Annotated in this window: 22 protein-coding genes; 12 read left to right on the forward strand and 10 right to left on the reverse strand. The window is 62.4% G+C overall.

The features are described from left to right. Positions 1-45 precede the first annotated feature (45 nt). The 5 genes from AC070A_RS19175 to AC070A_RS19195 form a co-directional block, all read right to left on the reverse strand. Positions 46-1431: a virulence factor family protein gene (locus AC070A_RS19175; protein WP_113479463.1), complete on the reverse strand. Its 1386-nt coding sequence runs from the start codon at positions 1429-1431 to the stop codon at positions 46-48. Further along, complete coding sequence (mprF, locus tag AC070A_RS19180; protein WP_093232191.1) at positions 1428-4037, reverse strand: bifunctional lysylphosphatidylglycerol flippase/synthetase MprF; 2610 nt, start codon at positions 4035-4037, stop codon at positions 1428-1430. Before mprF ends, AC070A_RS19175 begins: the two co-directional genes overlap by 4 nt. 103 nt (positions 4038-4140) lie before the next feature. After that, positions 4141-4737: an NUDIX domain-containing protein gene (locus tag AC070A_RS19185; protein ID WP_058329471.1), complete on the reverse strand. Its 597-nt coding sequence runs from the start codon at positions 4735-4737 to the stop codon at positions 4141-4143. A 146-nt stretch (positions 4738-4883) separates the two neighbouring features. After that, a complete protein-coding gene (locus AC070A_RS19190; protein ID WP_110878174.1) occupies positions 4884-5777 on the reverse strand; it encodes a cation diffusion facilitator family transporter in 894 nt (297 codons plus the stop codon). A 33-nt stretch (positions 5778-5810) separates the two neighbouring features. Beyond that, entirely contained in the window at positions 5811-7946 is a 2136-nt protein-coding gene (locus tag AC070A_RS19195) for a molybdopterin-containing oxidoreductase family protein (RefSeq protein ID WP_058320208.1), read from the reverse strand. A 68-nt stretch (positions 7947-8014) separates the two neighbouring features. Between AC070A_RS19195 and AC070A_RS19200 the strand changes: the two genes are divergently transcribed. From AC070A_RS19200 to AC070A_RS19215, 4 genes are all read left to right on the forward strand, one after another. Then, a complete protein-coding gene (locus AC070A_RS19200) occupies positions 8015-8884 on the forward strand; it encodes a 23S rRNA (adenine(2030)-N(6))-methyltransferase RlmJ (RefSeq protein ID WP_057252642.1) in 870 nt (289 codons plus the stop codon). A gap of 51 nt (positions 8885-8935) precedes the next feature. Next, complete coding sequence (locus AC070A_RS19205) at positions 8936-9376, forward strand: hypothetical protein (protein ID WP_113479462.1); 441 nt, start codon at positions 8936-8938, stop codon at positions 9374-9376. Positions 9377-9378: 2 nt separating this feature from the next. Then, entirely contained in the window at positions 9379-10095 is a 717-nt protein-coding gene (locus AC070A_RS19210; protein ID WP_113479461.1) for a ribonuclease T2 family protein, read from the forward strand. A gap of 82 nt (positions 10096-10177) precedes the next feature. Then, positions 10178-10768 carry a glutathione S-transferase gene (locus tag AC070A_RS19215; RefSeq protein ID WP_057252648.1) on the forward strand — a complete coding sequence of 197 codons (591 nt, stop codon included), beginning with the start codon at positions 10178-10180 and terminating at the stop codon, positions 10766-10768. A 61-nt stretch (positions 10769-10829) separates the two neighbouring features. On the opposite strand, the gene AC070A_RS19220 is transcribed toward AC070A_RS19215, so the two are convergent. Continuing rightward, positions 10830-11468 (reverse strand): outer membrane protein, encoded by a 639-nt coding sequence (locus tag AC070A_RS19220; protein ID WP_057252653.1) that lies wholly within the window; start codon positions 11466-11468, stop codon positions 10830-10832. 368 nt (positions 11469-11836) lie between these two features. Here AC070A_RS19220 and AC070A_RS19225 point away from each other — a divergent pair, with 368 nt between their 5' ends. From AC070A_RS19225 to AC070A_RS19245, 5 genes are all read left to right on the forward strand, one after another. Then, positions 11837-12601 (forward strand): SDR family oxidoreductase, encoded by a 765-nt coding sequence (locus tag AC070A_RS19225; protein ID WP_057252655.1) that lies wholly within the window; start codon positions 11837-11839, stop codon positions 12599-12601. Next, positions 12598-14622, forward strand: coding sequence for an excinuclease ABC subunit UvrC (gene uvrC, locus AC070A_RS19230; RefSeq protein WP_113479460.1), 2025 nt, complete (start codon positions 12598-12600; stop codon positions 14620-14622). Before AC070A_RS19225 ends, uvrC begins: the two co-directional genes overlap by 4 nt. A gap of 129 nt (positions 14623-14751) precedes the next feature. Next, positions 14752-15339 carry a CDP-diacylglycerol--glycerol-3-phosphate 3-phosphatidyltransferase gene (gene pgsA, locus AC070A_RS19235; RefSeq protein ID WP_057252657.1) on the forward strand — a complete coding sequence of 196 codons (588 nt, stop codon included), beginning with the start codon at positions 14752-14754 and terminating at the stop codon, positions 15337-15339. Continuing rightward, entirely contained in the window at positions 15336-15596 is a 261-nt protein-coding gene (gene moaD / locus AC070A_RS19240; protein WP_057252659.1) for a molybdopterin converting factor subunit 1, read from the forward strand. The genes pgsA and moaD overlap by 4 nt, the downstream gene beginning before the upstream one ends. Positions 15597-15600: 4 nt before the next feature. After that, the gene (locus AC070A_RS19245; RefSeq protein ID WP_058329405.1) at positions 15601-16068 is read left to right on the forward strand and encodes a molybdenum cofactor biosynthesis protein MoaE; all 468 of its coding nucleotides are present in this window, start codon (positions 15601-15603) and stop codon (positions 16066-16068) included. Positions 16069-16100: 32 nt separating this feature from the next. Here AC070A_RS19245 and AC070A_RS19250 read toward each other — a convergent pair whose 3' ends face one another. After that, entirely contained in the window at positions 16101-16997 is an 897-nt protein-coding gene (locus AC070A_RS19250; RefSeq protein ID WP_110878171.1) for a branched-chain amino acid ABC transporter permease, read from the reverse strand. A 67-nt stretch (positions 16998-17064) separates the two neighbouring features. Between AC070A_RS19250 and AC070A_RS19255 the strand changes: the two genes are divergently transcribed. Further along, a complete protein-coding gene (locus AC070A_RS19255; protein ID WP_058329407.1) occupies positions 17065-17625 on the forward strand; it encodes a CGNR zinc finger domain-containing protein in 561 nt (186 codons plus the stop codon). Next, entirely contained in the window at positions 17622-18131 is a 510-nt protein-coding gene (locus AC070A_RS19260; protein WP_058329408.1) for a hypothetical protein, read from the forward strand. The genes AC070A_RS19255 and AC070A_RS19260 overlap by 4 nt, the downstream gene beginning before the upstream one ends. 77 nt (positions 18132-18208) lie before the next feature. Here the strand turns inward: AC070A_RS19260 and ndk are convergent, their stop codons facing one another. Both ndk and AC070A_RS19270 read right to left on the reverse strand, forming a co-directional pair. Next, positions 18209-18631 (reverse strand): nucleoside-diphosphate kinase, encoded by a 423-nt coding sequence (gene ndk / locus AC070A_RS19265; protein ID WP_034803877.1) that lies wholly within the window; start codon positions 18629-18631, stop codon positions 18209-18211. A gap of 102 nt (positions 18632-18733) precedes the next feature. Then, on the reverse strand, positions 18734-19423 hold the full coding sequence (locus AC070A_RS19270) for a glutathione S-transferase family protein (protein ID WP_058329409.1): 690 nt from the start codon (positions 19421-19423) through the stop codon (positions 18734-18736). Between the two features lie 136 nt (positions 19424-19559). Here AC070A_RS19270 and AC070A_RS19275 point away from each other — a divergent pair, with 136 nt between their 5' ends. After that, positions 19560-20069 carry a DinB family protein gene (locus tag AC070A_RS19275; RefSeq protein WP_057252670.1) on the forward strand — a complete coding sequence of 170 codons (510 nt, stop codon included), beginning with the start codon at positions 19560-19562 and terminating at the stop codon, positions 20067-20069. On the opposite strand, the gene AC070A_RS19280 is transcribed toward AC070A_RS19275, so the two are convergent. Then, positions 20055-22691: a non-ribosomal peptide synthetase gene (locus tag AC070A_RS19280; RefSeq protein WP_375374133.1), complete on the reverse strand. Its 2637-nt coding sequence runs from the start codon at positions 22689-22691 to the stop codon at positions 20055-20057. The two genes, AC070A_RS19275 and AC070A_RS19280, sit on opposite strands and share 15 nt — an antisense overlap. Positions 22692-22894: the final 203 nt, after the last annotated feature.

Below are 22894 nucleotides of genomic sequence, written 5' to 3' on the forward strand. Positions count from 1 at the left end.
TTTCAGTGAAATTACTGGAAGCGGAAGATGCGCTGGATCAATTCATCACTTCGCCGACGCCAGCCTGCGATCGAGCGCATCGAGCACACGCCGCGTCAATGCCGGATAGTCCTCGTCGAAGTGATGGCCACCGTCGATGCCGATGACGTCGACGCCCGTTCCCTTCAATTCAGGGCAGGCATCATCCTCTTCGTCGGTGCCGTAGATGCATTGCACCAGCGCCGGATCGATGCGCTTGATGTCGTCGAGCGGATCGCCGCCCTTGCCATCGCCTTCCGCACCCAGCCAGCCGAGCACCGACACCTTGTAGTCGACCAAGTGCGACAGCGCCATCAGCGTCACCTGGCGGACATGCGCCTTTTCGCCTGATGGCAGCAGGTTGAAGGTTCGCGGCAGAACGTCGGCACCGAAGGAATAGCCGATCAGCAGTACGTTGCGCACGTTCCAGTGCTTGCGGTAGTAGCTCATCACTTTGGCAAGGTCGTCCGCCGTCGCCTGGGGATCGCGTTCCGACCAGAAATAATGCAGGGAATCGAAGCCGACGACCGGCACCCCCTGCTGCTGGAGGACGTCGCCGACTTCCTTGTCGATGTCACGCCAGCCGCCGTCACCCGAATAGATCACCGCCATCGTATCGCGCGTCGGCTTGGCGTCGAGAATGGTCAGCGGCAGGCCGAACGGGTTGCCGGCGTCGCTTTCGCTGTCGATGATATCCGAGAGATGGTCGGACAATGCCGTGAAGGCATCATCGTCACTGTCTTCCTGATCGACATCCGGATGCTTTGCGATAAGCGCGGCCACATGCGAGCGCCCATCCGCGGAGGCTGCCGGCGAGAAGACGACGGAGACCGGGTCCGGCAAGGCACCATCGGTCAAGCCATAGACCATGCGGTCGCCTTTCTTCACCTTATCGGCCGGAGTGCAGAGCTGTTTCCTGAGCGCGATGCCCTCCTCCGGATCGACCGCCAGCGTCTGGCCGATCGTGGCTGGCGGCGTCTGGGCGGCAATCGCGAGCGCCATGGCGCCACCGGCGCCGACACCGGCAACGATCGGCAGTTGGTAGGCATCGCTGCCGATGGCGCGCTGTACCTGCTGGCTGAGCGATTCGATATCGGAGACCATGTAGATGCAGTCGCCGTCATCCTTGGCGAGCGACGCGAGATAAGCCTTGAGATCGACACCGATGACGATGGTCTTGTCACCGGTGAGCGTATCAGCGACCGCCTGCTCCTTGTCCGTCCAGCCTGAAGCATCCGAAAGCAGCACGACCAGTGCGGTCGCCTTTTCCTTGGGCAACATGATGCGCGGCGACGGGATCATCCCGGTATCGTAGCTCTTCGGCGCGCCTTCCGCGGCAGCAGGAAGAATGGAAACCGAAAGCAGCAACGCCGCCGAGGTGAGGCATTTCCAGGCGTTCGCGACACGGATCATTTCTTCACCACTCCCTTGAGACCGCCGCCGATCAGGAATGTCGCATCCATCAAGGCGAGGATCGGATTGATGCCGCCACTGGCGACAAGATAGCGCGGTTGCCACTGCGGATGAAACTTCGACTTGAAGGCGCGCAGGCCCTTGAAGTTGTAGAAGCGCTCGCCGTGTTCGAAGAAGGTACGGCCGGCCCGATCCCATACCGGCGCGATCTGGCGCGTCGACATGCCGGACAGGGGTGCCATGCCGAGATTGAAGGCGCGGAACCCCTCCCCCTTCAGATATTCCATTACCTGGGCGAAGAGGAAATCCATGGCTCCCTTCGGCGCGTCCGGCGAGAAGCGCATCAGATCGACGGTGCCCTCCTCCTTCGTCCCGGTCACGAGGATATTGGCGAAAGCGACAATGCGTCCGTTACATGTGAGGATCGCAACCGGCTGCTCCGTCAGATAGTCCGGATCGAAGGCGCCGAGCGAGAAGCCCTTTTCCTTGGCGTTGTGATGGGCGAGCCAGGCATCGGAAACAGCCGTCAGGTCGGCCATGATTTCAGGAACGTCCGCCGGCGGCACGACCTGGAACTCCAGCCCGTCGCGCTGGGCGCGGCTGACCTGCTGGCGCAAGTTTGCCCACTTGCCGCCCTTCATCTCGAAACGGGCGAGATCGACGCGCGCCAGTTCACCGAGCCGGAAGGCGCGCAGCCCCGCATCGGCATAGTAGGCAAGCCCTTCGGCCGACACCTGGTAGAAAACCGCACGACAGCCGGCGGCTCGCGCCTTCTCGATGAAATGCCAGATCAGTTCCGGCCAGGCGTCGATTGGTCCGACCGGATCGAAGAGCGCAATCCAGGAACGGGCCCGCTGCCCGTACATGATGAAGGCCCGCCGGTCGGCCGAGAACAGGATGCTCTTGTCGCCCATGCGCACCAGATTGGCGTCGGACATGTTTTGCGCCTCGACGATCGCCAAGGCGCGCTCCATCGCATCGTCGGACGCGGGCTCCGCCGCCCCGGTTGCCGGGCGCATCAGGCTCCAGATCGCAAGCATGCTGGCACCGATGGTGACGCCAAGGAGCGCCCGCAGCCCGCGCGGCGCCTCGGCCGAAAATTCGAACTGCCACCAGAGCTCGTGGCTGTATTCGACATCGCGGTAGACGAAGAGCAGGACGACCAGTCCGCCGAGGCAGATGACCCCAAGCGCCGTCAGCCACGGTATGGTGAGCGCCTGGCCAAAGAGGGATGCCGGACGGACGAACAGGCGACGGCTGACGAGCAGCCCCAGGAGAAAGAAGGCGAGCATGCCCGCTTCCACCACCGCGATCGCCTTGATCAGCGACAGCAGGAGTGCGGCGATCGCAATCACGATCGACGCCCACCAGGCACCATCCAGGCGCAGCGCCAGGCCGCGGGAGACGACGACGAGCGCAAGGCCGAGCAGGCTTGCGAGGAAATGGGCGCCCTCGACGATCGGCAGGGGCAGCAGGCTTTCAAGAAAGGCCAGATTTTCGTCGGGTGTCGGCGTCACGCTCGAAAGCACCAGCATGATCGCGAGCACGACGCCGAGCGTCGCCAGCAGCAGCGGCGTCATCCGGCCGCCAACGCGGCGCACACTTGAGGCGACCGGATGGCCGGAGAGCTGGCGGAGCTCGATGCCGATAACGACGGCGATCGCAATCACCAGCGGCAGCACGTGATAGATCACGCGATAGAGAACCAGCGCGCCGAGAATGGTGTCGACATCGGTGTTGTGGCCGAGCGTCGCGATGATGATCGTCTCGAAGACGCCGAGGCCGGCTGGAACGTGACTGAGAACACCGACGCCGACGGCGAGCGAGTAGACGGCGAGGAAAGCCGGCCAGCCGATGGTGCCGGCCGGCAGGAGCACATAGAGGACGGTTGCCGAAGCGGCGAGATCGAGCGCGGTCACCAGGAACTGGCGCGAGACCGTGCGCGAATCCGGCAGCCGCAATGTCAGGCGTCCGAGGCTGACCTCGCGGCCGTCGCGCGCAAGGAAGAACACGGTGAACAACCCGCCGAGGATGACGACGGCGATCAGGCGCAGCAAAAGCGGATCGAGCCCGGTCATCGGCGCCACATATTCGCCGACCGCCAGCAGGCTGAGGCAGGTCACCGTCAGAAGGCCGAGCCCAAAGGCAAGCGTCACGAAGGCAATGATCCGGGCAATATTTTCCGGCTCGATGCCGAGGCGGGAATAGGACCGGTAGCGGATCGCGCCACCGCTCAAGGCGCCAAAACCGGCGGTGTTGCCGACCGCATAGGCGCAAGCGGCCGTCAGCGCCACATCGGCATAGGGCAGCTTGCGCCGGACATAATCGAGCGCGCCGACGTCATAGAAGGTCAGCGCCAGGAAGCTCAGCGCCGTGAAGAACACCGCCGCCGCAAGCGACGCCCAGGGCGTATCTGCCAAGGCTTGGACGACTTCATCGTACTGAACTTCGGATGTCAGGTGAAAGATCGCAAAGCCGAAGAGAGCGATCACAAATAGCGTACCAGCGGCCGAAAGAGAGCGACGGTTGCGGCGCAGGAAGGAAATCCAGCCCCCCTCCGCCTGCTGCTCGTCGTCGGTTGCGCTTTCCGAAAGGGAGGATGTCATGGGGCGCCCATGTCAATGATGAGAACATCAGCGCTTTAGCTTACCCGATACCGATCAAAAAGTGAAATATCCGTAATAAATTATCTTCTTATAAAACAATGATTTAGCCGCTGAGTTCGTTGCGGTTGAGCTTTGCCCATTGCAGCAGCATGATCGTCTTGGCGTCGCAAATCTCGCCGGTGGCGATCATAGCGAAGGCCCGATCAAGCGGTATTTCGAGAACTTCGATGTCCTCTCCCTCATGCGCAAGCCCGCCGCCATCCCCACGCTTTTCCGTGACGTCGATGTGGCCGACGAAAAAGCTCGTGCGCTCGGTGAGCGCGCCCGGGCTCATATAGGCATCGAAAAGGTGGGTGGCGCCTTCGACATGGTAGCCGGTCTCTTCCAACGCCTCGCGGGCGATCGCAACTTCCGGGGTGTCGTCGTCCAACAACCCGGCCACCGCTTCGATCATGTAGGCCTCGTCCCCCTGCAAGAGCACGGGAACGCGCAGCTGCCGCACAAGCACCACGCTTTGCCGCTTGGCGTCGACGAGCAGGATGGTCGCGGCACTGCCATGATCATGAACCTCGCGCTTCAAGGTCGCGGTCATGCCGTTCGACATGTCCTGTTCGAGCGTCACTTCCTCAAGATGGATGAACCCGTCCCAAAGCGTGCGGCGACCGATGATCCTGACGCGCGGATCGTGATGTGTGCTCATGCGAAATCCTTCGTTGGCGGCAGCCATCCGGCCGTTCCTGCCTCTAGAGCATCCCGCTTTCAAGTGGAAGCACTCGAAAGCTGAAAGATGCTCTACAATCAAAGTGCTAGAGCGTCCTTTGTGCGTTCGTCTGAACGCACGGCGTTCTAGTGAATGTGTTCCGTTGTCGCGCGGTCTTCGCGCTCCATCTGCAATGTCGTGTGATGCAGGTCGAACTCCTGGCGCAGCCGCTCTTCGATCGCCCGGCGCACCGTTTCACCATCGGCGCCCTCGGCGAGCACCGCATGGGCGGTCAACGACGGTTGGTTTTGGGTGATTGCCCAGAGGTGAAGATCATGCACCGAGATGACACCAGGCACGGCGGCGATCGTCGCGTGGACATCGGCGAGCCGCACGCCCGGCGGCACGCCTTCGAGCAGGATGTTGATGCACTCCTTCAGTAGCACCCAGGTGCGCGGGAAGACCATGAAGCCGATACCGACGGCGAGCAGGGAGTCCACCCATTTCCAACCGGTGAACCAGATGACCGCGGCACCGACGATGACGGCGAGCGAGCCGAGCATGTCCGACCAGACCTCGAGATAGGCACCCTTGACGTTGAGGCTCTCGTCCTTGTGGCTCGTCAGGAGCCGCATCGAGGCGAGATTGACGAGAAGGCCTATGACGGCGATCACCAGCATGCCGCCCGACTGGATCTCCTGCGGCTCCGACAGCCGCTTCCAGGCTTCGTAGAGAATGTAGAAGGCAACGGCGAGCAAGAGCAGCGCGTTGAAGGCGGCCGCGAGGATTTCGAAACGCGCATAACCGTAGGTGCGCAGCAGATCGGATGGGCGGCGGCCCACATGGATGGCGACGAGCGCGATCGCAAGGGCCGCGGTGTCGGTCAACATGTGCATCGCGTCGGAGATCAAAGCCAGACTGCCGGTCAGTACACCGCCGACGACCTCCGCCAGCATGAAGCCGCCGGTCAGGCCGAGCGACGCCCAGAGCCTCGAAACCGGCGTGCTACCGACATCTGCATGGTGGTGGTCGCCGCTCATGGAGGATTTCCGTCTGCCGTTGAACAACCTGATTTAGCGCGCCATCCTGACCCAGACCCGGTTGTCGTGGAAGGCGGCACCGCCATAGGGCGCCACCGCATCGGCGCCGGTCAGCACGTTGATCCCTTCCCCGTCGAGATGGGCGCCGTTCGGCCAGAGCCCCTCGGCGATCACAACGCCGCGACGCGTTCCCCCGCCGATCTTCGCATGCAGGCGGATCTCACCACGCTGATTGCCGAGCTGAACGATATCGCCATCGGCGATGCCGAGTGCCTCGGCGTCTTCCGCATGGAGCATGACTTCCGGGCGCACTTCCTTCTGAATCGAGGAAGGCGTCTCGGCAAAGGTCGAGTTGAGGAAGGAACGGGCCGGCGAGGTCGCGAGGCGGAAGGGATGCTCGGCATCAGCGACCTCAATCAGGTCGACATGGTCAGGAAACTCCGGCAGCGCTGCATGCGGCCCCTGAATGCCCATGGACTTCGGCGGCCGGTTCGCCGCCGGCGTTCCCGTCCAGTCCGGCTTGAAGCGGAACTTGCCGTCCGGATGACCGAAGCCTTTGAGATAGTGCGCGTCTTCGAATGCCGGCTGGCAGTCCAGCCACTTCTCTTGTCTCATCTCCTCGTAGCCGATGCCGTAGTTGGCAAGCAGCCGGTCGATATGCTGGCGCTCCGTCAGGCCGAAGCCGGCATGGTCGGCAACGCCCAAGCGCTTGGCCAGTTCCTCGATGACGAAGAGATTGGTGCGCACGGACGACGGCGGTTCCACCACCTTGGGGCCGATCAGGATGTGCTGGTGACCGCCGCCACGATAGAGATCGTCATGTTCGAGGAACATGGTGGCCGGCAGCACGATATCGGCGACCGCCGCCGTATCGGTCATGAACTGCTCGTGCACCGCGACGAAGAGATCATCGCGCAGGAAGCCACGCTTCACCAGCCGCTGTTCCGGCGCGACGTTCACCGGATTGGTGTTCTGGATCAGCATCGCGGTCACTGGACCACGGTGGCGCAGCGCCTCGGCATCACCGGTCAGCACGCGGCCGATCTGCGACTGGTCGAGCATGCGGACATCCGGATCGTGGAAGGCTGAGCCGATCAGTTCGCGCTTGTCGAGCTTGAAGATGTCGTTGTTGGAGTGGAAGGCACCGCCGCCTTCATGCTTCCAGGAGCCAAGAACGGTGGCGACGGAGGCCGCCGCATGGATGGCGACCGAACCGTTGCGCTGGCGGGTAAAGCCGTAGCCGAGGCGGAAGTAGGTGCGCGGCGTCGTGCCGACGAGCTTGGCGAAGGCTTCGATTTCCTCGACCGAAAGACCGGTGATGGCGGAAGCCCAGTCCGGCCCGCGCGACTTGAGATGCGCTTCGAGGCCGGCTGGGTCGTCGGCGAATTCCGTCATATAGGCCCGGTCGGCATGGCCGTCGCGAAAGGCGATGTGCATGACGGCGCAGGCCAGCGCCGCATCGGTGCCGGGCTTCAGCACCAGGCCCATATCCGCCTGTTTGACCGTCGGGTTGTCGTAGATGTCGATGACGACGATCTTTGCGCCGCGATCCTTGCGGGCCTTCACCGCGTGCGTCATTACGTTGACCTGGGTCGCGACAGCGTTCGTCCCCCAGATCACCACGCAATCGGCCTTGGCCATCTCGCGCGGATCAGGTCCGCGCAAGGCGCCGGTCGCCATGGCGAAGCCGGTCCAGGCCATGTTGGTGCAGATCGAGCCGAAGAAGCCGGAGTAACGCTTGGCGTGGCGCAGGCGCTCGATGGAATCGCGCTGCACCTGGCCCATCGTCCCTGCGTAGAAATATGGCCAGACGGCCTCTGCGCCATGCTTTTGCTCGGCGCGGATGAACTGGTCGGCGATCTCGTCGAGCGCCGCTTCCCAGCTGACGTCCTGCCAGTTCCCCTCGCCCTTGGCACCCTTGCGGCGCTGCGGCACCATGAGACGGGCCGGATGATAGATGCGCTCGGAATAGCGCGCCACCTTGGCGCAGATCACACCGGCGGTATAGGTGTTGGCGGAAGCGCCACGCACGCGGCCGATCCGCCCTTCGGCAGTCAGATCCACTTCCAGCGCGCAAGCGGAGGGACAGTCGTGCGGACAGACCGAATGGCCGATCGATTTTTCTGCTTTGATGGGGGTCGCAACGTTCATGGCTTTTCTATATGGCATCGACAAACGGGCTCAAAGAGCCAATCGTTCACCCATCGCAACAATTGATCCAGCCATCGGCGGCGCTCATGAACTATCGGCACATCTACCATGCGGGCAATTTCGCCGACGTCCTGAAGCACGCGGTGCTGGCGCGGCTCGTCAGCTATCTTCAACAGAAGGAGAAGGCGTTTCGCGTGCTCGACACCCATGCCGGCACCGGGCTTTACGACCTATCGAGCGAAGAAGCGCAAAAGACCGGGGAATGGCGCGACGGCGTCGGCCGGCTTCTCGAGGGTGATCTACCCGCCGAAATCGCTGCGATCCTCGCCCCGTATCTCGAAACCATCCGTACGCTCAATCCCGGCAGCGAGCTGAAGCTTTATCCCGGCTCGCCGAAGCTTACGCGCATGCTCTTCCGTCCGCAGGACCGGCTGTCTGCCATGGAGTTGCACCCGGACGACTATGAAACCCTGCATCGGCTTTTCGACGGCGACTTCCAGAGCCGGATCACCGAACTGGACGGCTGGCTGGCGCTCGGCGCCCACCTGCCACCGAAAGAGAAGCGCGGGCTGATCCTCGTCGATCCGCCCTTTGAAAAGGAAGGCGAATACGAACGCCTCGCCGATGGCCTGGCGCGCGCCTACCGGCGCTTTGCCGGCGGCATCTATTGCCTCTGGTATCCTTTGAAGCAGGGCGCGCCGATCAAGGCTTTCCACGAAGCACTGAAGGCGCTCGAGATTCCGAAGATGCTCTGCGCCGAACTGTCGGTCCGGAGCGACCGCGAAACCACGGGCCTTTCGGGCTCCGGTCTCATCATCGTCAATCCGCCCTTCACGCTGAAGGGCGAACTCGATCTGCTGCTGCCGTTCCTGAAAGCACGGTTGGCGCAGGATCGCTTCGCCTCCGCCCGCTGCTTCTGGCTGCGCGGTGAAGAACAGGCAACCCGAGGGGCTTGACGGACGGGCGCGACACACCGCAATCTCCTGTGACGATATAGGGAGACGCCCATGACTCGCACGCTCGCAGCAACGCTTCTCATCTCGCTTTCCCTCGCCGCCGCCGCAGCGCCGGGCGCATTCGCCGCCGACTATATCGGCAGCGGCCAGGTCCAATCCTATAACGCAGGTGTTTGCAGCGAGTCCTCGGTGCTCGGTTTCATCACTTCGCGCTTCGAATACCGGGATGCGAACTACCTGCACGCCAATCTGTCGATCGCCGATATCCGCAACATGGGACAGAACCGGCAAGAGTTCCGCGATGAGACTCATCTGGTCGAGCGTGAATATTGCTATGCTACGGCGGTCATGACCGACGGCCAGCAGCGCTCGCTCTACTACCTCATCGAACGCCCCTGGGGCTTTGCCGGCGTCGGCAGAAGCATCGAGTTCTGCGTCGGCGGGCTTGATCCCTGGTATGTCTATGGCGCGCATTGCGCCTCGCTCCGCTAACCATGAAAGCAATCCGGAATGCGCGCCGGCTTCTGCCGGCGCTTCTCGTTGCGGCTAGCCTGGCCGGCTGCAGCGATCAGAGTACCGAGAAGGCGCCGCCGGCTGCCGAGACGAAACCTGCAAAAGCGATCGCCGCGGTGCCGGTCGGCAGCGGATTCGATTTCTATGTGCTTTCGCTCTCCTGGTCGCCGACCTGGTGCGGCGACAACGATCCCAACGGAAAATCCAGCCAATGCGAAATCGGCGGCAACCGTGGCCTGATTGTGCACGGCCTATGGCCTCAGAACGAAAAAGGATACCCGGATTTCTGCCCGACGCGGCAATCGGACCGTGTGCCCTCCTCGCTCGGCAAGCAGTATCTCGATCTCATTCCGTCGATGGGCCTGATCGGCCATCAGTGGCGCAAGCACGGCACCTGTTCCGGGCTCAGTCAGGAGGACTATTTCGCCGTCACACGCGCGGCCTGGAATAGTCTCTCCCTGCCGCCAGAACTCTCCCCGCCCCGGCAACAAACGAACATGTCCGTCAACGCGATCGAAAGTGCGCTCGCCGCCAAAAACCCTGGCATGACAAAAGACGCGGTCGCGGTCACGTGCGAAGGCAACATGCTCGAAGAAATCCGGATCTGCTTCGACAAGTCGCTGAATTTCCGATCATGCCCGGCGGTCGATCGCCAGGCATGCAGGAAAGACAGCGTTTCACTGCCTCCGGCTCCATAGGTATTTGTTCTTAGGCAATTCCGGACGCAATTCCGCTTCGCACTCTTGTCGGAATTGCTCTGGACCAGAAGAAAGACGCTCGATGAAGATACTGTACTCTCCTGCCTCGCCCTATTCGAACAAGGTTCGGATGGCGGCGCATTATGCCGGGTTCTCGGCCGACAGCGTGCTGACCGACACCGGAGCCAATCCACCCGAACTGATCGGCAACAATCCGCTCGGCAAGATACCGACACTCATCCTTAACGATGGGCGTTCGGTCTATGACAGCCGCGCGATCATGCACTTCATCGATCGGGAAACGAAGGGCAAGCTTTACCCGAAGAACGCGGGCAAGCGGACCGATGTCGAGATCCTCGAAGCTTTGTGCGACGGTGTCTGCGACAGCCTGCTGGCGATCGTCTACGAGAAACGTTCACACCCGCCGGAGAAGGTGCATCAGCCCTGGATCGACCGGCAATGGGAAAAGGTCGAACGCAGCCTCGACCATCTGAACGCCAACCTGCCGAAGACCGGAGCCAAGCTCCATGGCGGCCATTTCGCCCTTGCGGCGATGCTGCGCTACATCGAGTTGCGCTTTGCCGGCGAATGGCAGAAGGGTCGCGCCAAACTCAAGAACTGGCCGGCGAAGTTCGAAAAGCACTTTCCCGACTATTCCAAGTTCAAAGCGTAGGAAACGCGCACAAAAAAGGCCGGGTCGCCCCGGCCTTCTTGTTTGATCCGGCGAGAGCCGATCAGAACTTCACGCCCATACCGACGCGAACGCTGTGTTCGTCGTAACCGGAGGAGACGTTGGTGCCGCCCATCCGGAAGTCCTTCGAGCCGTAGTCCGTGTAACGGTACTCGACGCGTGCGGTGATGTTGTCGGTGACAAAGGTTTCCGCGCCGGCACCTGCGGTCCAGCCGACCATGGTGTTCTTGTCGGAAGCGCCACCAACGGTGCCCTTGGCCTGGCCGACGGCGAGACCGGCGGTGCCGTAAAGCAGAACCGGGTTCAGATCGACGCCGACGCGTGCGCGCAGCGAGCCGTTGACGCCCTGCTTCATGCGCAGGTTGCCCTTGCTCGAATCCTGACCGGAGTAGCCGACATCCGCTTCGCCGCCGTATACGATCTGGCCGCTCTGCATGTTGTAGCCGCCGTAGAGACCGCCGCCGAAGCCGGCTGCCGTGTTGCTGCCGGTCGCGTCAAACTGACCATGGTGCCAATCGGCGGTACCACCGACATAGGCGCCCGACCAGTTCTTCTGCGCCGGCTCGGTGTATTCGGCCTGCGGAGCAGCCGGAACTTCGTCGATCGCATCAGCAGCCTGGGCGGCCTGGAAGGCGATGAGGGTCATAGCCGAAGCCATGAGGGTGGTGGTGAGCGTACGCATAAATATTCTCCTTTTCGTACCGATGCCCCCTTGGGCTTGGGGTCCCACAGTGAAACATCGGACAACTTTCAATTAACCCGCCCGGTTGAGCTGAAATTGGTCAGCAAATGCGGATTCACAAGAGCCAAAATGTGAAATTTTGGTGGCACAAACACGCCCGAAATTTGATGTTGCCTTGGCGCAACAGGGGATTTATTAACCATGATTCAAGATTAACGAAAGATATACTATACACATACAAAATAATACAATTTACGCCAATTCCATTAATTTTTCGGCAAGGAACTGTCAGGGAGTGTTTCAGGCTCACGTTTCTTGCCTATATCTTGGGCGGCTGACGCGAAGATTCGAAAAAGCGGGATGAAACGTTGAAGAAAGCACGAAAGGCCGCCCTCGTGACCGGGGGCGCCAAGCGGATCGGCAAAGCTATAGTTGAGGACCTCGCGGCCCATGGCTTTTCGGTCGCCATTCATGCCGACGCCTCATTTGACGAAGCGGAAGCTCTGGTCGAAGCACTCTCGAAAGGTGGAACGAAGGCCATCGCGCTTCGCGCCGACCTCACCGATACGGCGGAGACTTCGACGCTCATCGCACGCGCCGCAGAGGCGCTTGGCCCGCTGAACCTGCTCGTCAACAATGCCTCGGTCTTCAAGAAGGACAGCCTCGACGCTTTCGACGAATCAATCTGGGATCAGCACTTCGCCCTGCATGTGAAGGCCCCTTCCCTGTTGGCGCGCGATTTCGCTGAACTGCTTCCGGCGGACGCCAATGGACTCATTGTCAACGTGATCGACCAGCGCGTCTGGGCTCCCAATCCGCGCTTTTATTCCTATATGTTGTCGAAGTCGGCGCTTTGGACCGCTACCCGGACGATGGCGCAGGCGCTCGCCCCGCGCATCCGCGTCAACGGTATCGGCCCCGGGCCGACTTTGCCAAACGAGCGGCAGGACCCGCAGGATTTTGAGGCGCAGGTCGAAGCCCTGATTCTCAGACGCGGGCCGACGCTCGACGAATTCGGACGGACGATCCGCTTCCTGTTCGACACGCCGTCGATTACCGGACAGATGATCGCGCTTGACGGGGGCCAGCACCTCGCCTGGGAAACGCCCGACATCAGGGAGATAGTGGAATGAACGGACGCGTGCCGACAGACGGCGGCATCCTCTATGACGGCAGCGAAGCGGAAGACGACGACGATCTGATCGAGGTCGCAGAAAGCACGAGTGCCACGCCACCCGTCGAGTGGAACGAGAATCGCGCCGAAATGGAAGGCTTGAAGGGCGCAGAGCTGATCCAGGCCTTCGTCAAGCTCCTGCCAAACGGCCCTGGCGTCTACCGCATGTTCAACGAGACCGGCGACGTTCTCTATGTCGGCAAGGCGCGCAGCCTGAAGAAGCGCGTCAGCAACTATGCCCAGGGACGCGGCCATTCCAACCGCATCGCGCGCATGGTGCGCGAGACCGCCAACATGGAGTTCGTGACGACGCGCACCGAGATCGAGGCGCTGCTGCTCGAAGCGAACCTGATCAAGCGCCTCCGGCCGCGCTTCAACGTGCTTTTGCGCGACGACAAGTCGTTTCCCTATATTCTGGTGACGGGCGACAGCCGGGCGCCGGCGCTTTACAAGCACCGCGGCGCACGCAGCCGCAAGGGGGACTTCTTCGGCCCCTTCGCGTCGGCTGGTGCCGTCGGGCGAACGATCAATTCGCTGCAGCGCGCCTTCCTGCTCAGGACCTGTACCGACAGCGTCTTTGAGACCCGGACGCGCCCCTGCCTGCTCTACCAGATCAAGCGCTGTTCGGCCCCCTGCACCGGCGAAATCAGCGACCCCGACTATGCGGAACTGGTGCGTGAGGCCAAGGATTTCCTGTCGGGCAAGAGCCAGGCGGTGAAGGCGACGATCGCCGCCGCCATGGGCGAGGCCTCGGAGAACCTCGACTTCGAACGAGCGGCCCTTTACCGCGACCGCCTGGCGGCGCTCAGCCACGTCCAGAGCCACCAGGGCATCAACCCCGCCGGCGTCGAGGAAGCGGACGTCTTCGCGATCCACCACGAGGGCGGAATTTCCTGTATCCAGGTCTTCTTCTTCCGCACCGGACAGAACTGGGGAAACCGCGCCTATTTCCCGAAGGCGGACCCGTCGCTGCCGACAGCGGAGGTGCTTTCGCAGTTCCTGGCGCAGTTCTACGACGACAAGCCCTGTCCCCGGCAGATCCTTCTCTGCGAGGCGGTGGAGGAGCAGGAATTGCTCGGCCAGGCGCTGAGCGAAAAGTCCGGATACAAGGTCGCGATCCAGGTGCCGCAGCGCGGTGAGAAGAAAGATCTCGTCGATCATGCGCTCGCCAACGCGCGCGAAGCCCATGGCCGCAAGCTGGCGGAAACCGCCTCGCAATCGCGCCTGCTCGAAGGCTTCTCGGAAACCTTCAAGCTTGAGCGGGTGCCGCGCCGCATCGAGATCTACGACAACTCCCACATCATGGGCACCAATGCCGTCGGCGGCATGGTCGTTGCGGGGCCGGAGGGCTTCGTCAAAGGCCAGTACCGCAAGTTCAACATCAAATCGACCGACATCACCCCCGGCGATGACTTCGGCATGATGCGCGAAGTGATGACGCGGCGGTTCTCGCGACTGCTGAAGGAAGAAGGCAAACCGGACCGGAGCGCCGAGGCAACCGATGATGGTGCCTTCCCCGCCTGGCCGGATGTGGTCCTCATCGACGGCGGCCAGGGGCAGATGACCGCCGTGCGGGCCATCCTGAAGGAGCTCGATGTCGAAGACTGCGTCACCGCGATCGGCGTCGCCAAGGGTGTCGACCGCGACGCCGGACGCGAACGCTTCTTCGCGCTTGGCCGCGACAGCTTCACGCTGCCGCCGCGCGATCCGGTGCTCTACTTCATTCAGCGCCTGCGCGACGAAGCGCACCGTTTTGCGATCGGCTCGCATCGCGCCCGCCGCAAGAAGGAGATGGTCAAGAACCCGCTCGACGAAATCGCCGGCATCGGGCCGACGCGTAAGCGCGCGCTGTTGACGCATTTCGGCACCGCGAAGGCCGTCTCGCGCGCGGGCATCAACGACCTGATGGCCGTCGCCGGGATTTCCGAGACGGTGGCCCGGCTGGTCTACGAACATTTCCACGACGATGGTGCCAAATGACAACCGGGTGTCACAATTCACCGGGCGTTCACATGGAATCAGGCAAATATGACAATTGCCGCGTGATGACCTGTTGACCTCCGGTCAGCAAAGTCATTCTGTACCTGACGAACCAGAGAACACGAATCCATGCCCACGCCCGTCGCCTACAGCATCCCGAACCTGCTCACCTATTTCCGAATCCTGATCGTGCCGCTGATCGTCCTTTGCTTCTTCATCGAAGGGCGGCTGCACAGTTCGGATTTCGCGCGCTGGACGGCGGTCACGCTCTTCGCGATTGCGTCGATCACCGACTTCTTCGATGGCTATCTCGCCCGCATCTGGAAGCAGACGTCGAACATCGGCAAGATGCTCGATCCGATCGCCGACAAGCTGCTTGTCGCCTCGATCCTGCTGCTGGTCGCCGCTGACGGCACGATCGCCGGCTGGTCGATCTGGGCTGCGATCATCATCCTCTGCCGCGAAATCCTGGTGTCCGGCCTGCGCGAATATCTGGCGGCACTCAAGGTCAGCGTGCCCGTCACCCGCATCGCCAAGTGGAAGACGACGATCCAGATGGTCGCCATCGCCTTCCTGCTCGCCGGTCCTGCTGGCGACAAGATTTTGCCCTACACGACGGAAGCGGGTATCGTGCTCCTGTGGATCGCCGCCGCCATCACGCTCTACACGGGCTACGACTATTTCCGCGCCGGCCTCAAGCACGTGGTCAACGAATGAGCACCGTCAATCTCGTCTATTTCTCCTGGGTGCGCGAGCGCATCGGCAAGGGCGAAGAGACCCTGGACGTTCCCGCCAGCGTCGTCACCATTGCCGACTTGCTCCAGCATCTGAAGACGCTCGGCGACGAATACGAAGCGGCGCTCGAACATGAAAACGTCATCCGCGCGGCCATCAACCAGGAACATGTCGACCACAAGGAGCCGATTGCCGGCGCCCGTGAGATCGCCCTGTTTCCGCCCATGACGGGCGGCTGAGCCCATGAACGCGCCGGTGAACGTGCGCGTTCAGCGCGAGGACTTCGATCTCAATACGGAGGTCGCGAAGCTCTCTGCCGGACGGGCGGACGTCGGCGCGGTCGTCACTTTCTCCGGGCTTTGCAGAGATGAGGCGGGCACGCTCGCTGCGCTTGAGCTCGAACATTATCCAGGCATGGCCGAAGCGGAGATCGAGCGCATCTGCCACGAGGCGGTTGAGCGCTTCTCGCTGCGGGCCGCCACCGCCATCCACCGTTACGGCAAGATCATGCCCGGCGACAATATTGTGCTGGTCGTCGCCGCCTCGCGGCACCGGCAGGCCGCCTTCGACGGCGCCAACTTCATCATGGATTTCCTGAAGACCTCAGCGCCTTTCTGGAAGAAGGAACACCTCGGCGACGGCACCACCGGCGGCTGGGTCAGCGCCAAGGATGCCGACGACACGGCGCGGGACCGCTGGTCGACGAAATAGCGCTACATGCGGGGACTTCCCCTCCCGTTTGACTAGGGAATGACTTTCTCCCGGCGCGTCACGACCAGCACGATCACCAGGAAACCGAAGATCACGAAATCGCGCCAGAGGATGGGGCCATAGGCACTCCAGAGCGTTTCGAGGAAACCGACCCCGGCGGCGCCAAGGGCTGCAAAAAGCGGCGAAGCCTGGCCGCCGATTGCGGCGATGAACAGCACCTTGACGCCGAAGGTGAGCCCCGTGCCGAAATCCATGTTGCCGTAGTAGGAGGCTGCGAGAATGCCGCAGACGGCGGCGATCAAAGATGCCGCGCCATAGGCGGCGATGTAAACGGTCGCGGCGTCGACACCGCAGAGCGCTGCAGCCCCCCTGTCCTCCGATACGGCGCGCCAGAACCGCCCTGCCCGGGAATGCGTGAGATACCAGTGCCCGGCCGCCACGAGCGCAGCCATGAGCACGGTGTTGCCGAGCTGGATGACCGTCAAGGTCACCGGAAAGCGAGGATCGTCCCAGAAGACGATATTCCCGTTCAGGAACGGCGGCAGCCACAGGCTGCGTGTTTCAGAGGCGAGCCGCGCCGCTTCCATCAGCACCAACAGGCAGCCGAGCGAAGCGACGACGACGGTGTTGGCTGACGAAAAGGCGAGCGGCCGCATGACATAACGCCCGGCGACGAGCCCGGCGCCAACGCTGAAGCTCAGGGCCGCAGCCGCGCCGAGGCCAAGGGCGGCCGGCAACACCAGCCACAGCCGGTTCCAGCCGAAATCAGCAAACAGCACGAACATCTGGCCCGAGAAGGCAAAGAGCGCGCCATAGGTGAGATCCGCCCGGCGCGTCACCGCGAAGGCGATGGCATAGCCAAAGGCGAGCGCCGCATAGAGGGCAGCGACAGGGACGGCATTGGCGAGCTGCTGCAGAAAATAGAGCATGGCGCATCCGGAGCGTGACAAGATCAATATAACTGGTAAAATCATTTTTGCCAGTTAGGATTTTCGCATGACCTTCACCTGGACCGCCCATCGATTTGCCGGCGGCGCGCTGGCGCTGGACGTGGCCAATTCCATCATCCTGCGCGCCGATCCGGAGCGCCGGATCGACCGTTTCGCCGATGTTGCGGCAATTGATACCTTTGCGGAAGCGGCCAACCGTTTCGGAGCAGAGAGTGCCCGCTTCGGTGCGCTGGCGCCCGTCGCAGCGGAGAATCGCGGCCGGCTGCTGCAGCTGCGCGAAGCGACTGACCGGCACTTTCGCGCGGAGATATCGGCCGATGGACGGCCGGAGTTCTTGGCCGATTTGCTCGAGGCGATCGCCGCGGTTCTCCGCCGTTCCCTGCCTCACGGCGGCGCACTTTCGCTCGACACCGCAACCGCGCAATCCGCCCTCAGCCTTGCCGCCAGCACCGAGCCCGACCGGCTGAAGATCTGTCCGAACTGCGGATGGCTGTTTCTCGACCGCAGCCGCAACCGCAGCCGGACCTGGTGCGACATGGCCGTCTGCGGCAATCGCACCAAGGCCAAACGCCACTACCATCGCAACAGGGAGGAAACCGGCTTATGACGAGGATGATCGCTACGCTTGCGGCGGCCGCCATCACACTGCTCGCCGCCGGGTGCCAGCGTGAGACCGGTCCGGATCCGCTGAAGCTGACGGGCAAGATGTTCATCTTCAACTACCGCCTCGCCTATGCGGTCTACACGATCACGCTTCAGAAAACGGAGCCGGTGCCCGAAGGAAGCGTCGTCATCGCAACCTTCGAGAACCCGGTGGGCGGCGCGTCGCTCACGGTGACGCGCAAGCTCTTTCCAAAACTCGACAGAGTGGTGCTGGAAAGCCCCGATCTGACGTGCGTCAAAAAGGATAGGCCCTATGCGGTGACGATCGAGGTGAAAGGGCCTGCCGGCGAAACGCTGCAAAAGCTGGAAACGACGGTCACCTCTGACGTCGACCAGGATATCCTGCCGGCCAAGCCGCTGGTCGAAGGCCCCGCTTACGACAAGAACCCCGAGGTCTTCAGGGACGGCAAGGCGCCCGAACGTTTCGAGACGGCGACTTGCCCGATATGAAAAAGCCTGAGCGTTTCCGCTCCGGCTCAAATCCTGAAACAATTCAAGCCTTTGCGGCTCGAACCGAAGATTATGAATCAGCCGACGATCTCGGTGCCCGAGAACCAGTAGGCGATTTCTTCAGCAGCGGTTTCCGGAGCATCCGAACCGTGAACCGAGTTTTCGCCGATCGACAGGGCGTGAACCTTGCGGATGGTGCCTTCGTCGGCGTTTGCCGGGTTGGTGGCGCCCATGACTTCGCGGTTCTTGGCGATTGCGTTTTCGCCTTCGAGAACCTGAACGATCGTCGGGCCGGAGGACATGAACTCGACCAGTTCGCCGAAGAACGGACGCTCCTTGTGAACGGCGTAGAAGCCTTCGGCTTCGCGGCGGCTCATCCAGACGCGCTTGGAAGCGACGACGCGCAGGCCGGCATCTTCGAGCATCTTGGTGATGGCGCCGGTCAGGTTGCGCTTGGTAGCGTCCGGCTTGATCATCGAGAAGGTACGTTCAATAGCCATTGGCTCAAATCCCTTGTTTCTTGAGAAGTGGCGGTTCATTAGCCGCCAATCCCGCGCAAAACAAGGGGGTTCACCGATGATTCGGCTCGGGCCAAGCGGGTTTCACGCAGCCGTCACACTACGTCCGAGCCCACCGTGCAGATCGAGGCACCGCTCGAACCAATCGGTGACGGGATCGCCTGGCTGAAGCAGGCGCTGCGGCGAGACGATGCGCGCCCACTGAAACGCGCCGAAGACGATGTAGTCGGCGAAAAGCGGCGAGGCGCCGCCCAGGAATTCCTGAAACTTCAGCATATGGCGCAAAGGTTCGAGCTTTTCAGCGAAGGATTCGAGCGCGGCGCCGCCGCTTTCGGCTACCGCTTCAAGCGACGTGCCAAAACGCTTCTCGCGGCTCTGCCGGAAGTAGGCCTGATCGACCGGATCGAGGCGATCGTGAATATCCCTGATGATGATGCGGGTGATGGCGGGATGCAGCGTCGTCTGCGACCAGCCCTCGACGAAGCGGGAGATCGCCATCGCCCCCTCACCGGCGAAGAGCAGCGCGCGATCCGGATAGGTTTGTTCGAGATAAAGCGCGATCTCGAAGCTGTCCTTCACCAGACGTTCTCCGTCCCGCAGCAGCGGCACCAGGCTCGTCGCCCCATCCTCGACCGCGTGGATCTCGGTGAAGGCGATCGGCACGACGTCGAAATCGAGCCCCTTGTGCGCGAGCGACATCTTCGTCTTCCACACATGCGGCGAGAACGGACGCGTCCTGTCGGCCCCGCAAAGCGAATAGAGTTTTCTCGACATATGAACTCCCGGTCGGTTGGCGTCCCTTTGAACGACAAATCGGCCACGTCATCAAATCAGTAAATTTCATGAGTGATATCAGCCACAGAAATGCGGTTTCGAGTTAGCGTCGCCGCCCCTTCAAAGGAGATACCCGATGCTCGATCACTTTCGCATGTTCGCCGACTATAACCGCTGGGCGAACCGCCTGGTCTATGCCGCTGCGGCAGAACTGACCGATGCCGAATTGCGGGAAAGCCGCGGCGCCTTCTTCGGCTCGCTGCTTTCGACCCTCAACCATATCCTCGTGGCCGATCGGGTCTGGATGAAGCGCTTTACGCACGAGGGCGACACCCCGGCCTCGCTCGACACGATCCTCCACGACGACCTCTCGGCGCTCGCCGCCGCGCGAACTGCTGAGGACGAACGCATCATTGCCTGGATCGACGGCCTGAGTGATGCACGCCTCAGCGCCGACCTCACCTATACACCGCTCACCAACCCCACGGTCATCACGCAGAAGCTGGCGCCGACGCTCGGGCATTTCTTCAACCATCAGACCCATCATCGCGGCCAGGCGCATGCAACGCTGACCGCACTCGGCCGCCCATCCATAACGCTGGATCTCGCGTATTTCCTGAGAACCGAAGGGTCAAAGTGGGCGTAGCGGAGACCGGAGCGCCCCCAACCCAGGCGACCGCAGTGGCCGGAGCTCACACTCCCGCCACTCCGCAAGCTTCTTGAGCACCTGACGCTGGCCGAGCCAGGCGACCAGGCCGAGAACCACACCGCCGACGATCGACAGGACCGAAAACGCCACGGTTGGCAATGCCGGTTGCAGCGGCGCCAACAGAAGTTCGGGAACGAAGCGGTGCAGGATGTAGATGTGGAAGCCCGCCGCCGACAAAGGCAGGATGAGCTGTGCCGCAGAGCGCGGCACGCTGATGCGCGGGAGATAAAGCAGCGCCGCGAGGACGGCGATTTGCAGGAGGTACTTGACCTTCGTCCCGATCCAGACCCCCTCGTATAGACCGAAGAACAGGAACGCCCCTGTGCCGGCCATCATCAGCAGCAGCCGTTGTTTGCCCGTTTCGGCGACAGCGGCGCACCAGCCGATGACCGCGAGATAGAAGATCCACGGCAGGGTAAAAATCTGGCGATTGCCGATCGGCCACAGGAGCGGCAGCGCCAGCCTGGCGGCGAGCGCCGCCAGGAGCAGGCTCATACCGGCGGCGAAAGGCCTTGCCGACACGAACCGCCGGAACTGTGGGATGGCGAAGAGCCCGACGAAGACGAGCATCATCTGGCAATAGGCTTCGATGAACCAGTAGAGATACGGCACCATGCCGTGCGTCTCCGGCAGGGCCACACCGAAATTGCCGACGAGGAAGACCGAGGCCCAGGGCACCTCGCCCCAGGCGACCGCATAGGCGGCGACGATCAGATAGTATGGCACGAGCACCTGGGCGAGCGGGCGCAGGATGGCCAGGCCGTCTCCCGCCAGAAGTGGGCCCATCTGGAAGCGGGCGAGGCTGAAGCCCGCGAGAACGACCATGGCTGCCGATCCGCCGGGGATGGGCCAAAGTAGTTCGTGGTGCAGCACGACCAGCAGAATGGCCAGTGCGCGAATCAGCAGATCCATCCCGATCCGCCGCGTGGCGGTCTCGCGACGCTCCTCGGCCGATAACTTGGCGATAGACAAGGTCTCCCAGGCGTCCGGAACTTGCCCCAGCGCCTTTTCCAGACCGATCGAGAGCTGAACGAAGCGCAGGGAATCGCCGCCCAGCGACACAAAACTGTCGGAGCGCTTTACCCTTTTCGGATAGAAGACCTGCGCAAAAAGCTCTTCGATGCCGCCGTTGTCGTCGTCAACGTTCGCCGCAGCTTGGCGGGCCGCCATGTTCAGCGCGTTGTAGTCGACCTTGCCGCTGGCAAGCCGCGGCATTTCGGCAAGGGGGGTGGCCTTGAGATGCGAAAGCGTCAGCCCGCTTGCCTGTGCGAGGAACCGTCTGATCTCTTCCGCATCGCGGCTGCCGGCATAAAAGGCGTGAAGGCCGGCATCGTCACCGACGACAGAAGCAGTGATGCCGCGCCTTTCGAGCGCCGCTTCCAACACATCGTGAGCGATCCTGAGGCCGGCGATCTTGGAAATCCGCTTCATGCGGCCGACGATCTGGAACAGGCCGTCGGCATGGCGCATCGCGAGGTCGCCGGTGCGCAATTCGGCGAGTTCGGCGCCGCGGCAAAGATCGTCGCGCGATGTGGCATAGCCCATCATGACGTTCGGGCCGTGATAGACGAGTTCGCCGGCCACACCATCGTTTTCGATCGGCGCTCCGCTCTCGTTCTCGATCAGAAGGCGCCCGCCGGGGATCGCGACGCCGATCCTGTCTTCGTTACCGGCAAGCAGGGTGGGCGGCACATAGGCGATCCGAGCGGTGGCCTCGGTCTGGCCGTACATGGCGAAAAAGGCCGCGCCTTGGGCTTTGAGGTGGTCGTTGTAGAGACGGATGACGTCCGGGCTCAACCGACCGCCCGCCACGGTCATGAAGCGCAAGCGCGGGAACCGCCGATCGCGGAAGCCCACCTTCTCCAACAATTCGTAGGAATAGGGCACGCCCGCAAGGTTGGTACTGTCGCTTGCAGCGAGACCTTCGAGAAAATCGGTATCGAGGATCGATCCACCGGGAATATAGAGGCTGGCGCCGACTGCCAGGTGAGAATTCAGTACCGACAGGCCGTAGGAATAATGGAGCGGCAAAATGAGGCAACCGCGGTCATCCGCCGTCAGGCCGAGATAGTCGGCGATGGACGCGGCGTTTGCGGAGATGTTTTGCCGGGACAAGCGGACGGCCTTGCCGCAACCGGTGCTGCCCGATGTCGAGAGCATCACCGCCAGCTCGGAATGCGGCGCACTGTCACTTTGCCGCAGCGGCTGTTCCGTGCGCCAGCGGCCGTCGATCCGGCGAAAGGCATAATCGGGATCGAAGGCATCGACCCAGGATCCGGCAGCCGCGTTCTTCGGGGCTTGCATCGCCACGGCATGGCCAGCTGTCAGCGCTGCCAGATAAGCGACGATCGCATGTTCGGAAAGCTCGGCCTCGATCGCCACCAGCCCGCGTGGGCTTCGGAAAGCAAGTGCCTGGCGGGCGACCCGCTCGCCGAGTTCCCGATAAGTGACGACCCGCTGCCCGGAAAAGACCAGCGCCGGCCGGTCGCCCCATTTCGCCAGATCCGCAATGAACGAGAGGGACATCCTTGACCGTCGCTGTTTGCCTCGGGCCCCCATGCCCGATTTAGCAGCGCCGAATATAATTGGTGACTAAAGGCGTCAAGTATAAAGATTGCCGGGACTGACGGCTGTCAGTTGGCATGCGATTCCCGGTTGCGTCCGACCCCGAGCAGAGGGAATTCAGCAACCATACCGGGCGCGAATGGGCGGCCGGCCGAAATCTTCAGACTCCCTTAAATGCAGGCTTCCATAGTGCCGTT

Source organism: Ensifer sp. GW101-20A05 (genome assembly GCF_059424735.1).

Coding starts and splice junctions, on each gene's coding strand:
- AC070A_RS19175 (WP_113479463.1), bottom strand. CDS start 1,431: ATGATCCGTGTCGCGAACGCCTGGAAATGCCTCACCTCGGCGGCGTTG.
- mprF (WP_093232191.1), bottom strand. CDS start 4,037: ATGACATCCTCCCTTTCGGAAAGCGCAACCGACGACGAGCAGCAGGCG.
- AC070A_RS19185 (WP_058329471.1), bottom strand. CDS start 4,737: ATGAGCACACATCACGATCCGCGCGTCAGGATCATCGGTCGCCGCACG.
- AC070A_RS19190 (WP_110878174.1), bottom strand. CDS start 5,777: ATGAGCGGCGACCACCACCATGCAGATGTCGGTAGCACGCCGGTTTCG.
- AC070A_RS19195 (WP_058320208.1), bottom strand. CDS start 7,946: ATGCCATATAGAAAAGCCATGAACGTTGCGACCCCCATCAAAGCAGAA.
- AC070A_RS19200 (WP_057252642.1), top strand. CDS start 8,015: ATGAACTATCGGCACATCTACCATGCGGGCAATTTCGCCGACGTCCTG.
- AC070A_RS19205 (WP_113479462.1), top strand. CDS start 8,936: ATGACTCGCACGCTCGCAGCAACGCTTCTCATCTCGCTTTCCCTCGCC.
- AC070A_RS19210 (WP_113479461.1), top strand. CDS start 9,379: ATGAAAGCAATCCGGAATGCGCGCCGGCTTCTGCCGGCGCTTCTCGTT.
- AC070A_RS19215 (WP_057252648.1), top strand. CDS start 10,178: ATGAAGATACTGTACTCTCCTGCCTCGCCCTATTCGAACAAGGTTCGG.
- AC070A_RS19220 (WP_057252653.1), bottom strand. CDS start 11,468: ATGCGTACGCTCACCACCACCCTCATGGCTTCGGCTATGACCCTCATC.
- uvrC (WP_113479460.1), top strand. CDS start 12,598: ATGAACGGACGCGTGCCGACAGACGGCGGCATCCTCTATGACGGCAGC.
- pgsA (WP_057252657.1), top strand. CDS start 14,752: ATGCCCACGCCCGTCGCCTACAGCATCCCGAACCTGCTCACCTATTTC.
- moaD (WP_057252659.1), top strand. CDS start 15,336: ATGAGCACCGTCAATCTCGTCTATTTCTCCTGGGTGCGCGAGCGCATC.
- AC070A_RS19245 (WP_058329405.1), top strand. CDS start 15,601: ATGAACGCGCCGGTGAACGTGCGCGTTCAGCGCGAGGACTTCGATCTC.
- AC070A_RS19250 (WP_110878171.1), bottom strand. CDS start 16,997: ATGCTCTATTTTCTGCAGCAGCTCGCCAATGCCGTCCCTGTCGCTGCC.
- AC070A_RS19255 (WP_058329407.1), top strand. CDS start 17,065: ATGACCTTCACCTGGACCGCCCATCGATTTGCCGGCGGCGCGCTGGCG.
- AC070A_RS19260 (WP_058329408.1), top strand. CDS start 17,622: ATGACGAGGATGATCGCTACGCTTGCGGCGGCCGCCATCACACTGCTC.
- ndk (WP_034803877.1), bottom strand. CDS start 18,631: ATGGCTATTGAACGTACCTTCTCGATGATCAAGCCGGACGCTACCAAG.
- AC070A_RS19270 (WP_058329409.1), bottom strand. CDS start 19,423: ATGTCGAGAAAACTCTATTCGCTTTGCGGGGCCGACAGGACGCGTCCG.
- AC070A_RS19275 (WP_057252670.1), top strand. CDS start 19,560: ATGCTCGATCACTTTCGCATGTTCGCCGACTATAACCGCTGGGCGAAC.
- AC070A_RS19280 (WP_375374133.1), bottom strand. CDS start 22,691: ATGGGGGCCCGAGGCAAACAGCGACGGTCAAGGATGTCCCTCTCGTTC.